The sequence below is a fragment of the Paenibacillus sp. JT22N12 genome, assembly GCF_056269365.1.
On the sequence record NZ_JBWDNU010000001.1, the window covers coordinates 131,430 to 145,516 of the forward strand.

Sequence of the window (14,087 nt, forward strand, 5' to 3'; positions counted from 1 at the left end):
CGGGAAACAGGATCCGTCGTGGATCACACTAACTCAATCGAGGTGTTCCGAGATGACAAGGAAATGGGTCAAAATCAGCCTCCCGTTCATTCTCAGCCTGCTTGTTCTAAATGGCTGCAGCGGAGGCGCAGGCAAGGAGACTGAAGGGACAGCCGACGGGACGGGTACGGCGGCTGAAACAGAGGCGGGGCCTTTGCCCATCGAAATCATGACCAATTTTACCAATACCATACCCAAGCTGGATAACGCGTATTATTCCGAATTGCAAAAGCTCACAAATACCAAGCTCAATATTACTTTCGTTCTGGATGGAAGCGATTACAATTCGAAGCTGGATCTTGTGCTTGCTTCCGGAGATATTCCCGAAGTATTGAAGGCGGATTTTACCCGGCCAACTTTGGTCAACGCGATCAAAGAAGGCGCCTTTTGGGATTTGACTCCTTTTCTCGGCGATTTCTCCAGCTATCCGAATTTACGTGACAATATGGTTCCAGGCTCCTGGAATTACGTCAAGTATGACGGCAAAATTATGGGAATTCCGAGAAGCAGGGCGCAGATCGATAATACGATCATGATCCGTAAGGATTGGCTGGATAAAGCCAATATTCCGATGCCCGCAACCGTCGACGAGTTTAAAGCGGCGCTGAAAGCAGTCGTGAAAAACAACCCGGCCGGCGGCAACGGTACGATCGGTTATGACATTGCCGATGCGGTGAGCTCCCCTTCCCTGAATGCGGCATTTGGCGTGCCTGAACCGACCTATGATGCGGATGGCGGTCTGATGTATTCGTACTTGACTCCGCAGTTCACCGAGCTGGTGGAGTGGTTCAGGGAGCTTTACGCGGAAGGGCTGATCGCGAAGGAATTCTCCGCTCTCACGGTCACGCAGCAAAAAGATTTGTTCAGCTCGGGCAGAGCATTCGCATTCGATGCCAGCGCCTATTACAGCTTCGTATATACGGATAACGTGAAGAAAACCCAGCCCGAAGGAAACGTAGTGTCCCTGCAGCCTTTGAAAGGTCCCGGAGGTGACGGAGCGATGCTTGATATCGGAACCCGCGGCGGCCAGTACATCAGCAAGAAGGTACCCGAGGAAAAGGTATCGAAAATATTGGATTTCTTCGAAAAAACCGCATCCAGGGAGATCACTGATCTGGGTTACTACGGAAAGGAAGGCGTGCATTACGACAACGTCAATGGCGAGAAGGTCTTGACCGACCTGGGTAAACAGGAAATTACGGTCGACAGCATTGCTGCGCTGACTCCCGCATACTCCAAATGGGGAAAAGTGGCTTATGCCGGAGCATCCAAGGCTGCAAACGAGGCGAAACAAAAGGATATGGAGATTTATGGCCAAATCGGCAGGACCGACGTGTTCGGGTATTTATATTCCCCAACCTGGGTCGATGTATGGCCAACCTACGAAGCGGAATTGAAAAGCACCCGAATCAAGGCCATTGTGGGCCAAATTACAATGGATCAATATAAGCAATATGTCGATAAGGTGAACGCCGATCCGAAAATCAAGAAAGCTTATCAGGAATTTGCCAAGGATCTTAAGTCGCGTACACAGCAATAGCCGAATCATGATCTCAATTTAAAGACTTCTGTAAGAAGGGTTGGATCTGTCAAGGTCTTTTAAAGTCTTTTAAAGACCCCAGCTTATCCAACTCTCCTTACCGTTTCGAATGGAGGCTTGTAATGGAGCGAATACTGCCAAATCATAAACGATGGGCCAGAATAAAAAGGAACCGCTACATTTATCTGATGATGTCGGCGGGAATCATCTATTTCTTCCTGTTTAAATTTATACCTGTCTGGGGCCTTCTTCTCTCGTTTCAGGATTATAGCCCCTTCAAGGGCTTCTTCGGCAGCAGTTGGGTTGGATTCAAGCATTTCTCCGATTTATTTCAAAGCGAGCAATTCTATATAATGGCCAGAAATACATTTGTTATCAGTATATTCAACCTTGTTTTCTTCTTTCCTTTGCCTATTCTGCTGGCGTTAATGCTGAATGAGGTAAGACATGAATTATTCAAGAAAGTGAATCAGTCGATTGTCTATCTCCCCCATTTTTTATCATGGGTCATATTGGTCAGTCTCACTTTCTTTGTGTTCTCTTCGGATATCGGCATCGTCAACAAGCTGATTGTCGCTTCAGGAAACCAGCCCGTTTTATTCCTCTCCGAGCCCAAGTTCTTCTGGATCCTGCTGACGCTGCAAAATATATGGAAGGATGCCGGATGGGGCACGATTATTTTTCTGGCTGCCATCGCCGGGGTCGATCCTGCCCGCTATGAAGCTGCCGTAATTGACGGAGCCAGCCGCTTTCGGCAGATCTGGCATATTACACTTCCGGCGATCCGGCCCACCATTATCATTTTATTGATTCTTCGTTTTGGAAACATGGCGGATGTCGGGTTCGAGCAGGTTCTGCTAATGATGAATCCATTGGTCAGCTCCGTGGCGGATGTGTTTGATACGTATTCGTATACCCAGGGCATTGTGGGCGGAAAAATCAGCGTAGGCATAGCCGTCGGGATGTTTAAAGGAGTAGTCGGACTCGTTATGGTTGTAACCGCGAATAAAATTGTCAAAAAATTGGGATATGAAGGAATTTACTAGTTTTTCATGGATCAACCATTTAACGCGAAGAAGGTGGATTGGATGAGCTTCGTTTACAAAAAAAGGCTGACAGCAGCAGATTGGGTCAACTACAGTGTGCTGACTGCCCTCTCCTTGATATGCATCTTTCCGTTTATCTATATTTTCAGCGTTTCATTCACGGACCCTGCCGTTTATGTGCCTTTGAAATTTTATCTTTTTCCTCCCAGATGGTCACTTGATGCTTATCAATACATTTTGTCTACGCAAAGCTTTATAAATTCCATCAAGAGCACGGCTTTTATTACAGTGGTAGGCACCATTCTGCAGGTTGCCGTTACGTTTACAATGGCTTACGGACTGACGAGGAAAGATCTGGACGGAAGAAAAATCATACTTGGCTTTGTCATCTTTACACTTGTTTTTCACGCAGGTATCGTGCCGAACTATCTGGTTGTGAAAAGTCTCGGCCTGCTCAATTCGTACTGGTCGCTGATCTGGCCCAATCTGACCAATGCATGGACGCTGATTGTCGTTAAAAGCTTCTTGGATTCACTGCCTCCAGAGCTCGAGGAATCGGCAAAGATTGACGGAAGCAATGATGTCGGCATATTTTTCAAAATTGTTCTCCCCTTGTCCATGCCCGCCATTGCAGCCTTCACTCTGTTTTTTGCCGTTTCGCAGTGGAATATTTATTTTAATGCCCTGATCTATATATCCGACGCCAATAAGTGGACATTACAGGTCCTGATTAAAGCGCTTGTGCTGGATTCCACACCGCTCGGCGCTTCCGGGACAGCCGCAGACGGCATTCCACCTTTGGAAACCGTCCGTATGGCCGCAGTAACCTTCGCGATGGCGCCGATTCTGATCGTTTACCCGTTCCTGCAAAAGTATTTCGCCAAAGGCGTTATGCTCGGCTCGGTCAAAGGATAAAGCAAGCCTAACGGTGATGGTTCCGGTAATCGCTGGGCGACATCTCGAATAACCGCTGGAAGACGCGATTGAAGGAACGGTGCGAAAACCCTGTTTTTGCGGCGATTTGACTGATGGCTTGGTCGCTGTCGAGCAGCAGCCTTGTGGCTTCCTTTAACTTGCATTGGGTCAGATAATCATGAAAGGAAACACCTGTTTCTTTTTTAAACAACCGGCTCAAATAGGAGACATTGATATGGAACAAGGAAGAGCATTCCGTCAGGGAAATGTCTTTTTCGAGATTCTCGCCAATATATCTGCACACTTCCTTCACTGCTGCCTTGCCTGCCGTATTATTGCTCTCTCTCATGATCTTCAGATACAAAGGCAACACCGAGTCGATAAACCATAAGCATATTTCTTCCGAGCTCTGATACGTTCTCAATTGATCAAACAGATCGTATTCCAATATACCCAGCGCTGTGCCGCATTTTTTCTCCGCCGAAGACACAAGGGCAGCCAGCAGAACATGATAGCTTTGGTAAACGAAATAGTAGGACTCCGTTCTGATTACGGTTTCGTTGAATTCCCGTACTCCTTGTTCGAATTGGCCGGAGTCGCCGTTAAACAGCGCTTCCGTAATCAACGATTCAATCTCATGCGGATACTTGGGGAACGTCTGCTTGTCAGTCAGGCTGTCATCATAGGACAGAATGGATTCCGAATCCTTCAGCAAACGAAATTGCAAGGCAAGCTGCGCTTCGCGGTAGGACAACGCGATATCCGCAATATGCGGATAAGACCTCCCAATGCCTATGGATGCGCGGATATTCAGGTAGGTTTGCAAAGCGGATTGAATCCTTCCGGCATACTTTCCGGCTTCCTGCAGAACGAAGGCAGGCACTGCATCGCGATCGAAGCATAGAACAGCTATGCCATAGCCGCGGAAGTCATGCAGGACGTATCCCTTCTGAGACAGCAGCTCATTCATCACATTCGTTAAAGCGTAGATCAGCAGCGGTTTATCCTTAGACTGAAAACGTCCGCTTTTCCCGAAATCCTCAACTCTGACTAGCAGCACAATATAGGTACAGTCGGCATGAATGCCGTATTCACTGCAGTCTTTGTGCAATGTGCCCGGGGAGAAATAATCTCCTTCCAACAGCTGCTGCATGAATTTTTGGATCAGGGAGAGCTCCGATTTGGCGATCCGCGCGCTCGATAATTGGAGCTGATTGTTAAAATATTCAAGGCATTCGCCAATAAACGATATTTCTTCCTTGTGAATGCCGATCTTGTTTTTGCTCAGCCGTTTGCCGAAGTCTACTAATTGGCCAATCGGATGGTAAGCCCGCCTGGAGTTGAAAATAGTCAGAATAATGCCCAGCGCCAGAAATATCGTAACCGCAAAAATCGTTGTCCAGAATATCCAGCGCAGATCCTTTACAATCTCGGAGCGGGAAATAATGGACACGTACGTAATCCCAAGGCTGGACTTTCGATAGGAATAAAAGTATTCGTTACCATTGACATCCATAACCGAGGCATTGCTCGATTGCAGCTGGCTGGTAGCGATCGAACGCGTGACCTCCTCGCCCACCAGATTGTCAGCGCTGGTCTGCTTATTGGATTGAAACAAGATTTGGTCTGACCTGTTCACAACAAATATGGACTCGTTGCGGGTGAGCGACAAAATCGTGGAAAGATAGTTATTTATTTGTTCTACTTCCACCTGGGCCACAAGCATTCCCTGAGGATTCAGCGACGTTGTGGGCAATGTCATAATTAATGAGATATAACCGTCTCTTTGGCTTGCCGGAAGATATCGCCAATATGCGCTCTTATGAATATTGCCCAGAACAGCCAGATCATCTCTATACTTGAAATACGACTCATGCACATTACCCTGCTCGCTGGATAGAATCAGCCTTGAATTCATGTTCATGTAGTAGACGTTTTTGATGAACTTGTTGCGGTTAAGCAGCGCGGAGACCTCCGTCAATATGGAAATATTGTTCTGGACTCTCGATGGTTCATCCAGCGTTAAGAAGGATTCGTAAATGGCAGGCTCCAAAGCGCTCTTGGACAAATCCTCCACCACATTGAACATGGCATCATCGATAAACCGTTCAATGATGTCCAGCGAATCCTGGTTATTCGTCTGAATATGTGCAATTTCCCGCTTCATTGAAGTGTTGTAATAGACGATGCTGGCCAGCACAAGGGGCAGACAGACGGATAGACAGCCGAGCCAGATCAGACGATACAAGTAAGACTTCATACCGCACGTCCTCCTTTAGCACTTCATGCTACACAGCTTGATTCTATTCCCGGCAGCCGCCGGACTTCAATGGACAATTATTTACCTTACTCAATAATAGAGCGTTTTTGGCGGATTTATTGGTTTTTTCAACGTTTGGCCAGCCTGTCTCCTTATATATATTAATCTTCACCTTTTAATAACACGCGGGTGACGCAGCCGGTAAGCGGCAATCGCGGCTCCCAGGCAAGCCAGAAAGCATAATCCGAACAAAATTCTCAGGCGCAGCTCGCCCTTTACGGAGGCCCCGGCCTCCAGATTCAATTGCCCCAGCAGCAAAGCGGCGAGGCCGATTCCGGCGATTTGCCCGAAATAACGGACCATGGCCAGCAGGCTGCCCGCCAAGCTGATCTTGCCGTCCGGCGCTGCGCTCATGATATCGGCGTTGTTCGCGGAATGGAACAGCCCTGTGCCGATGCCGAATAAAACCAGCTGCAAGGCAATCGTCCACACGGTTATTTGCGGCATGCATGCGATGATCAGCATGGACAAGGCACAGCAGGCAGCTCCGCCAGCGATCGGCATCAGGCTGCCGTGCCTGTCGCGGAATGAACCGGCAAAAGGTGCGACAATTCCCACCAGCAGCGGCTGTGCCATGAGCACTCCGCCCGCAGCGGCCACCGACAAGCTTAACGGCCCCTGCAGATAAAAGGTGGTCGGGATCAATGAAGCGCTCAGCGCCATATTGATGAGAAACGAGCTGAGGTTGCCGAGCCGCACCGTCCGCACGCTCAGCAGGGCGCGGTCCAGAATGCCGGATTGGACGCGTCTGCCGTACAACGCCAGCACAATCAACACGGCGACGCCCCCCGCAGCCTCGACCGCAGCCATCGGGGATGTGCTGCCGCTGGCGGTGTCGGCAGCAAGCAGCAGCAGTATGGTGCCCAGCGCCAGAAGCAGCGTTCCGGCAATATCCAGGCGGGCGCCGGCGGATCTGACGCTCTCGCGGGGAAACAGGCGCAGCCCGAGCAGGAACGCTGACAGACCGATCGGGACGTTGATCCAGAACAGCCACTGCCAAGCAGCCCAGCTCAGCACGAGGCCGCCGGCGGCCGGACCCATTAATGTTCCCGCGGCAATGACAACGGCGTTAAGTCCGAGAGCGCGTCCCCGTACATGCTCAGGGAACACCTGGCGTACCATCGCCTGGCTGTTGGCCATAATCATTGCCGCACCGATGCCCTGCAGGCAGCGGGAAGCGATGATCGCGGCAAGACCGGAAGACAGTGCTGCGCATAAAGATCCTGCGGCAAACAACAGGAAGCCGAGGCCGTATACCTTTCTCCGGCTCCAGATGTCTGACAATCTTCCGAAGAAAGGCAGCAGTGCGGCCATGACGAGCAGGTAGCTGGTCGCGATCCACTGGATTTGAGCCAGGGAAATTCCAAGCTGCAGTGACATCGTCGGCATGCTGATATTAACGATGCCGACATCCAGTGTGGACATGAATGTACCCATGTTGACGATCAGCAGCACGGTCCATTTGGAGGAGGCTGACGGAATGACCGTTAACGTTTTCTCCTTGCCGGTCACATTGTATTGACCTTTCTCCAACAGGTATCACCCTCTCCATTACCTTGTTCACACCTTGCCTCAAGAGAATTCAAAACAACCCAGCACCGGATTGGCGCTGGGCATACAGCTTGCAGGCTTGTACAGTTCTCCGTCTTATTTCTGGGCGCTCAGGGAGCGGTCATAGGCCGTTTGATAAACACTGACGACTTTGTCGACGCCGATCTCTTTTAATTCCTCCACATAGCTGTCCCATTCGCTCAAACTCCGCTGGCCGGTAATAAATTTGGCCAGATTCTGGTCGCGGGTTTTCTGCAGCGTTTGGCCTACGGTCGAAATCATCTCCAGCTCCTCCTGCGTCATCGCGGGCCGCGGCTGCTGCTCGCTGTCATATTTTGGCGCCTGCTCGTAGGCATCCTGAAGCTCCGGCGACGAAAGCGAGAGATGCGCGTCATAATCGAACCACGTGTACGTTCCGTCCGTGGAGAGACCGGTTTTCTTGCGCATGTCGGACACATCCGTATAGCCGCCGGTAAATTGCTTCTTGCCGTTGTCGTCCTTGTACGTTTCGCCAGCCTTACCCCAGCTGACCAGCGTCTTGCCTTCCTCGGAATAGAAGAAATCCATATAATGCATGATTTCTTTAATTTTTTTCGAAGTCGTCGTCACCATTATGCCATTCTCCAGGAACTGTGTATAAGCATTTTTCTGCGGACCGTCCGGCCAGCCTGCCGGTGTCGGCATGAACAGCAGGTTGTACTGCGGATTCTGCTTGCGCATCGGCAGATTGAAGAAGTCGACACGGCTGATATAGTCGGCGGTGACAAAGGCGCGGTCGGTGGACATGAGGTCCTGCCACTGCTTCGTGTCGATGGTCAGGAAATCAGGCGGTATCAACCCTTCTTTATAAAAGGTGTTCAAATACGTAATCATCGTCTTGAAGTTGTCTTCGATTGGTCCGTAGCGCCATTCCTTCTTGTCGAAATCAAAATACACATCATTGGTGCCATCATTGCTGTTGGTGCCGAATGCCGGAGCAAAGTTCCGCAAATACTGGAGCCCCTGCCGCCATGCCAAGGGGAAGCTGTCCGGATACGCCTCTTTCAGCTTCTTCAGATCGGCGTGCAGCTCGTCCCAGTTGGCCGGCGCGGTCAGGCCGTTAGCCTCAAAAATATCGGCGCGGTACATCCAGTTCATCCGGTTTGTTTCGCCGATGCCGTTATTCGGGAAAATATACATTTTGCCGTCGGCTGACATGGCGTTCTGCGAATCGATCGGGAACTGCTCCATCCAATTTTTCAGGTTGGGCATCTCATCCAGGTAATCCAGGATGTTGACAAGCGCCCCCTGCTGCCCGAATTTATCGGCTGTCTGCTTGTTTTGCGTATACAGCATATCCGGCATATCGCCTGATGCCACGGTCAGGTTAAGCGCGTTGTCCAGCTGCGCGTCGGGAGGAACCTGCACATCCAGCGTGACCCCGGTATGTTCCTTGATGTATTTCCATACCGGCCAATCCTTGTTGTACGGCCAGCTGGCGTTGGAATAATCAAGGAACGTGAACGTTTGCTCCTTGGGGGCAGCTGCCGCATTGTCATTGCCTGGCGCCGCCGCGTTGCCTGACGATGGTTCGTTGCTCCCGCTTTGATTGGCGCACCCTGCCAGCATGGCCGTCGTGAGCGAGGCGGCCAGTACCCACATCTTCATCTTCTTCATCGCGATCAATCTCCTTTTTGGTTTCATCTGCACCTCTACCCCTTCACCGATCCGATTAAGGCTCCCTTGACAAAATACTTCTGGAGAAACGGATAAACCAGCAGGATGGGAACCGTTGAAACGATAATGGTCGCATACTTGAGCGGCTCGTCCAGAACCTGGTTGTCTCCCACATTGGTGCCGCCGCTTGTGACCATCTGCGAAGCCATGACGATATTGCGCAGCACCACCTGAAGCGGATACAGCTGGTCGTTGCGCAAATACAGCAGAGCCGAGTAAAAATTGTTCCAGATGCCGACGGCGTAGAACAGCCCGATCGTCGCGAGAGAAGCGGTGGACAGCGGAAGCACGATGCGCACGAAGATGCCGATATCGTTCAGGCCGTCGATTTTGCCCGACTCCTCGACCTCCCTCGGCAGGCCGAGAAAGAAGGTGCGCATAATGATCAAATTCCACGTGCTGATCGCCGTCGGCACAATCATCGACCAGAACGAGTCGACGAGGCCCAGGCTTTTGACGACGAGGAAGGTGGGAATCATCCCCCCGTTGAAGAACATGGTGAATACGACGAGCATGGTGAACGATTTGTGGAACACCATTTCCTTCTTGGCCAGCGCATACGCCCCCGCCGCCGTAACCAGCAGGGAGAGCGGCGTCCCGACTGCTGCATACAGGATCGTATTGCGGTATGACGACCACAGCCGGGGATCGGTCAGCACGGCATCATAGGCACGGAGGTTAAGCCCGCGCGGCAAAAAATTGATCTGGTTCTTGATCACATACACGTCGCTGCTTAGCGAAACCGAGATCATATAAAGAAAGGGATAGACCGTGGCAAGAATGACGCCAAGCAAGAAAATAACAATCAACACACGGGATACGGACCAGCTGCGATTCACAGGTTACTCCCCCTCTCTACCACAAGCTCGTTTCGCTGATTTTGCGGCTTATATAATTGACCGTATAGATGAAGAACAGGCTGATTATACCCGTAAACAAATCTACCGTCGTGCCGTAGCTGTAATTGCCCAGCGTCAAGCCCGTCCGGTACACGAACGTGCTGAAAATATCGGCGGTCTCATACGTGGCAGGGTTCATCAGCAGGAACACCTTCTCGAAGCCGATGTCGATAATATGGCCGACGTTCAGAATCAGCATAATGACGATGGCCGGGGTGATGCCCGGAATCGTCACATTCCAGAGCTGCTTCCAGCGGCTGGCCCCGTCAATCTCCGCCGCTTCATACAGCTGAGGGTCAATCGCGGTGAGCGCGGCAAGGAAAATGATGGACCCCCATCCGGCATGCTGCCAAATATCGGCCAGCACATAGATCGGGCGGAACCATTCCGGCTGCACCAGCAAATTCACGGGCTGCAGGCCGAACATTTTCACGAAGTGGGCGACGATGCCGGTTGTGGGGGACAGAAACATAACGACCATCCCGACCACCACAACGTTGGAAATAAAATGAGGCACATAGCTTACGGTCTGCACGAACCGTTTGAACAGCACCTGCTTGACTTCATTCAGGCACAGCGCCAGGATAATCGGCATCGGAAAGCCGAACACGACGTTGAAGACGCCAAGCAGGAACGTGTTGCGGAACAGCTGGAAGAATTCGGGGCTTTCGAAAAACATATGGTAATACTTCAGCCCCACCCAGTCGCTGGCCCAAACCCCTTTAAACAGATTGTAATCCTTAAATGAGATAACGAGGCCGAACATCGGCAAATATTTGAACAGGATGTAATACACAAGACAAGGCAGGAATAACAGCAGCAGGTATTTGCTCTGGTTCAGCCTCTTGAAGAATAGGCTCCTCCCGCCACGCTGCGAAGCGGGTACCGTCCATGATTGATCCGCCGGTTTGACCTGCTCCATATGCTTGCCTCCCTTTACGTTGATGAATGCTCCTCCTCGATTGCCAGGAACTCATTGTGCGGAGAAGACGCTGATAATTATCGCGGCTGCTCCTGCCGCCTGTGCCAAACTTCTTGCTGCCGGTTATGTAACCACTCCTGCAGCTGCCGCTCGCTTTCACGGGAGCATATCCGGATTTGAGGCATTTGCTTATCGCTTGTCACCTTCCGGCTCGTTGTTCCATGCCGAGTTCGCCAAGCAGAGCAAGCAGGCTCTCTACACACTGCGCAGAGGCTTCCCTGCCGCCGTCCGAGAACGAATTGCCCATGGGGCGCTTCAGCTGCTCCTCGGTCAGCTTCGAGTGCAGGCGGTAGTGGGTCTCGACCATGACGCAGCCTTCATACCGGTCCTCTGCCAGCCTCCGGAACAATGCCCTGTAATCGACTTGCCCTGTCCCGAGAGCTACCGCCTCCGCGCCATTTGCTGTCTTCACCGCATCCTTGAGATGTATATGGCCAATCTTCCCCGCCAAATAATCATATCCGTCCGGGTACGGGAGCTCGCCGTCCGGGTCCCACATGTCGTTGCCCGGATCATAGAGCGCCTTCACGGCAGGGGAGGCAACGGCGTCGACGAGCAGGCCGACCTTGCGCGCATTACAGGCGTGCACACCGGGATCGAACTCCAGCACGAATGTAATGCCCGCTTGTTCGAAGCTAGGCGCAATCCGCTTGATCTGTTCGGCGACCCGCGGCAGCGCCTCCTCGAATGGAGCGCTCATCCAGAAGCTGAAGCCTCTCACCAGCTTCACCTCCAGTTGACTGGCAATCGCGATATACCGCTGCGCCAAGGCGATATGCCTCTCTACCTCTGCCGCATCATTCAATTCACATTTGAAAATCGGAGCCGACAGCGCGCAGACCGCAAGGCCGCTGTTATCCGCCAGAGCCTTTACAGCCCTGATCGCCACATCATCCAGCTCGTGAACAGGCTTGTCGTTCACCGAGCGGAGCTCTATCGCTTCCAGTCCGTACTGTTTGGCGAAGGCTATCGCTTCGCCTGCGTCCTGGGACACCTCATCTGTCAAGATACCCAGACGAAACCGCCTCATAATGCCACCGTCAACCCGCTAACACGGCTTTCATTGGCGGCTTCGAGGAAACGGATGATTTCCTGCGTCTCTACGATGCCAACGTCGGGGCTGCCGCCCTTGAACATCTCCATCACATGTTCAAGCAGACTGGCGTAATAGGGCCTGCTTGAAGCGTTATAGTCGACGAAGGATGTGCCTTTCTCGCGATGCACCAGCCCTCCGAACGTCTTGTTCCCTTTGCGGTTGCCGCGAATCGTCCCGACTCTGCCGTCCGCCCACACTCCGACCACCTGGTCGTGATCGTCGTTCTTCGTTACCGTCACCCGGGCGCATCCCGTTCCGAGCGTGCGGTACAGCATCTCTGCGGTATGAATGCCGTACCAGAAAAATCCCGGCTGAGTAGGCTGGATTTCCATCGGACCATAATAATCGGCGCCAATGATGCTTCCCTCCCCGTCAGCCAGAAGCGCCTGGCTGAGTGCTTCGGCATACCGCAGCGCCGAGCAGCTCATCAGGGGAAATCCGTATTCGGCGGCGAGCTCAGCCATCCCGCGGGCATCCTCCGAGCTCACGGCAAACGGTTTGTCGACGAAGACCGGCCGCCTTAAGGGGGCGATCCGCCGCAGCTGCTCCAGGTGAACGCGGCCGTCAACGGACAGCACCAGCACCGCGTCGCTCTGCTCGGCAGCCTGCTCGGGAGATTCCACAATATTGACGCCGTAAGCGTCAACAAGCTCTTTCTTAAAGCCCGGCAGCCGCGACCAGCTCATCTCAAAATCAGGCGAGCCCCCCGGGAAAGCAGCCGTCACACGTCCTCCAGGGACATGGTGCTGCTGCCCGGGATCGTTCAGAAGTCTGGCAAAAGCCGTTACATGCGACGTATCGAGGCCAATCATACCGATATTCAACAGCTTCTCCATACGGCTCACTCCTTGTCTCTTTCATTGAGTTTGATCTCTGTTCCCGTTCTTGCCGATTCGTAAATGGACAGAATGAGGTCAACCGATTTTCTGGCTTCCTCCCCGTTCACGAGCGGCTCGCGGTTATATTTCACCGCGCTTAGAATATCGTCGACAAAGATATAATGTCCGTCAGTCGACATATCCTCCGGCTTCGTGCGTCCCATGGTTGCCAGTGATTCTACATGCGGAGCCTGCTCGTCCGTATCCATCATTTTCCACTGCAGGATGCCGCTGTCGCCCACGATGATCGTCCCTTTCTCGCCGTGCAGCTCGAAGCGCGTTTCCTGATTCGGATACACCGACGTTGTACCCTGAATGACGCCGAACGCACCGTTGTTGTACTTCAATACGGCTACTGCCGTGTCTTCAACCTCGATATCACGGACGAGCGGTGCGGCGTAGGCAAATACGGAAGCCGCGCCTCCCATCAAATACTGAATCACATCGATGCCGTGCACGCCCTGATTCATGAGCGCGCCTCCGCCGTCCCACTGCCAGGTCCCCCGCCAGCCTGCGCTTTTGTAGTATTCCGGACTCCGGTAATATTTGAGGTAGGCATCGCCAAGCACCAGCTTGCCGAGCTTGCCCTCGACAATCGCCTGACGCGCCGCCGCTACCGACGGCATTATCCGGCGCTGAAAGACGCAGCCCAGCTTCACATTATATCGGCGGGCGGCATCAATCATCTGCGACATCTTCTCCTTCGTAATGTCGAGCGGCTTCTCGCACAGGATATGCTTCCCCGCCTGCGCCGCAGCGATTGCAATCTCCGCATGCATGCCGCTTGGTACGCACACTGACACGATGTCGATATCGTCGCGCTTCAGCAGCTCCTCATAATCGGCATATACGTTCGGAATGCCATATTCCCCGGCCATTTGCCGGGCTTTGTCCGGTACGACGTCGGATATGGCCGCAAGCTCCGCTTCCGGATGGTGAGCAATCGCTCTGGCGTGAAAGGGAGAGATCACCCCTGCGCCTATTACAGCAAATCGAATTTTGGACATTGTGCTTTCATCACCTCATCTTTCAGACTAAAATCTCATTTTCCGTTACTGCCAATTGCAGGCGTCACTCCGCTGCGGTAGCGTTGACCGAAGCCCAG

General features: G+C 52.4%; 11 protein-coding genes. 3 read left to right on the forward strand and 8 right to left on the reverse strand.

Annotation, left to right across the window (positions count from 1 at the left end):
* The first annotated feature begins 52 nt into the window (after positions 1 to 52).
* From AC0YOA_RS00535 to AC0YOA_RS00545, 3 genes are all read left to right on the forward strand, one after another.
* Complete coding sequence (locus tag AC0YOA_RS00535) at positions 53 to 1,579, forward strand: extracellular solute-binding protein (protein WP_475784936.1); 1,527 nt, start codon at positions 53 to 55, stop codon at positions 1,577 to 1,579.
* Positions 1,580 to 1,701: 122 nt separating this feature from the next.
* Positions 1,702 to 2,625 carry an ABC transporter permease gene (locus tag AC0YOA_RS00540; protein ID WP_475784937.1) on the forward strand — a complete coding sequence of 308 codons (924 nt, stop codon included), beginning with the start codon at positions 1,702 to 1,704 and terminating at the stop codon, positions 2,623 to 2,625.
* 6 nt (positions 2,626 to 2,631) lie between these two features.
* The gene (locus AC0YOA_RS00545; RefSeq protein WP_475784938.1) at positions 2,632 to 3,540 is read left to right on the forward strand and encodes a carbohydrate ABC transporter permease; all 909 of its coding nucleotides are present in this window, start codon (positions 2,632 to 2,634) and stop codon (positions 3,538 to 3,540) included.
* A 7-nt stretch (positions 3,541 to 3,547) separates the two neighbouring features.
* Here the strand turns inward: AC0YOA_RS00545 and AC0YOA_RS00550 are convergent, their stop codons facing one another.
* From AC0YOA_RS00550 to AC0YOA_RS00585, 8 genes are all read right to left on the reverse strand, one after another.
* The gene (locus AC0YOA_RS00550; protein WP_475784939.1) at positions 3,548 to 5,800 is read right to left on the reverse strand and encodes a helix-turn-helix domain-containing protein; all 2,253 of its coding nucleotides are present in this window, start codon (positions 5,798 to 5,800) and stop codon (positions 3,548 to 3,550) included.
* Between the two features lie 168 nt (positions 5,801 to 5,968).
* Complete coding sequence (locus tag AC0YOA_RS00555) at positions 5,969 to 7,393, reverse strand: MFS transporter (RefSeq protein WP_475784940.1); 1,425 nt, start codon at positions 7,391 to 7,393, stop codon at positions 5,969 to 5,971.
* 114 nt (positions 7,394 to 7,507) lie between these two features.
* Positions 7,508 to 9,067, reverse strand: a complete 1,560-nt coding sequence (locus AC0YOA_RS00560) for an extracellular solute-binding protein (protein WP_475784941.1) — start codon at positions 9,065 to 9,067, stop codon at positions 7,508 to 7,510.
* Between the two features lie 35 nt (positions 9,068 to 9,102).
* The gene (locus tag AC0YOA_RS00565; RefSeq protein WP_475784942.1) at positions 9,103 to 9,966 is read right to left on the reverse strand and encodes a carbohydrate ABC transporter permease; all 864 of its coding nucleotides are present in this window, start codon (positions 9,964 to 9,966) and stop codon (positions 9,103 to 9,105) included.
* A gap of 16 nt (positions 9,967 to 9,982) precedes the next feature.
* On the reverse strand, positions 9,983 to 10,948 hold the full coding sequence (locus AC0YOA_RS00570; RefSeq protein WP_210040278.1) for an ABC transporter permease: 966 nt from the start codon (positions 10,946 to 10,948) through the stop codon (positions 9,983 to 9,985).
* Positions 10,949 to 11,147: 199 nt separating this feature from the next.
* The gene (locus AC0YOA_RS00575) at positions 11,148 to 12,038 is read right to left on the reverse strand and encodes a sugar phosphate isomerase/epimerase family protein (protein WP_475784943.1); all 891 of its coding nucleotides are present in this window, start codon (positions 12,036 to 12,038) and stop codon (positions 11,148 to 11,150) included.
* Positions 12,035 to 12,940 (reverse strand): Gfo/Idh/MocA family protein, encoded by a 906-nt coding sequence (locus tag AC0YOA_RS00580; protein ID WP_475784944.1) that lies wholly within the window; start codon positions 12,938 to 12,940, stop codon positions 12,035 to 12,037. Before AC0YOA_RS00580 ends, AC0YOA_RS00575 begins: the two co-directional genes overlap by 4 nt.
* 5 nt (positions 12,941 to 12,945) lie before the next feature.
* Positions 12,946 to 13,989 (reverse strand): Gfo/Idh/MocA family protein, encoded by a 1,044-nt coding sequence (locus tag AC0YOA_RS00585; protein WP_475784945.1) that lies wholly within the window; start codon positions 13,987 to 13,989, stop codon positions 12,946 to 12,948.
* Positions 13,990 to 14,087: the final 98 nt, after the last annotated feature.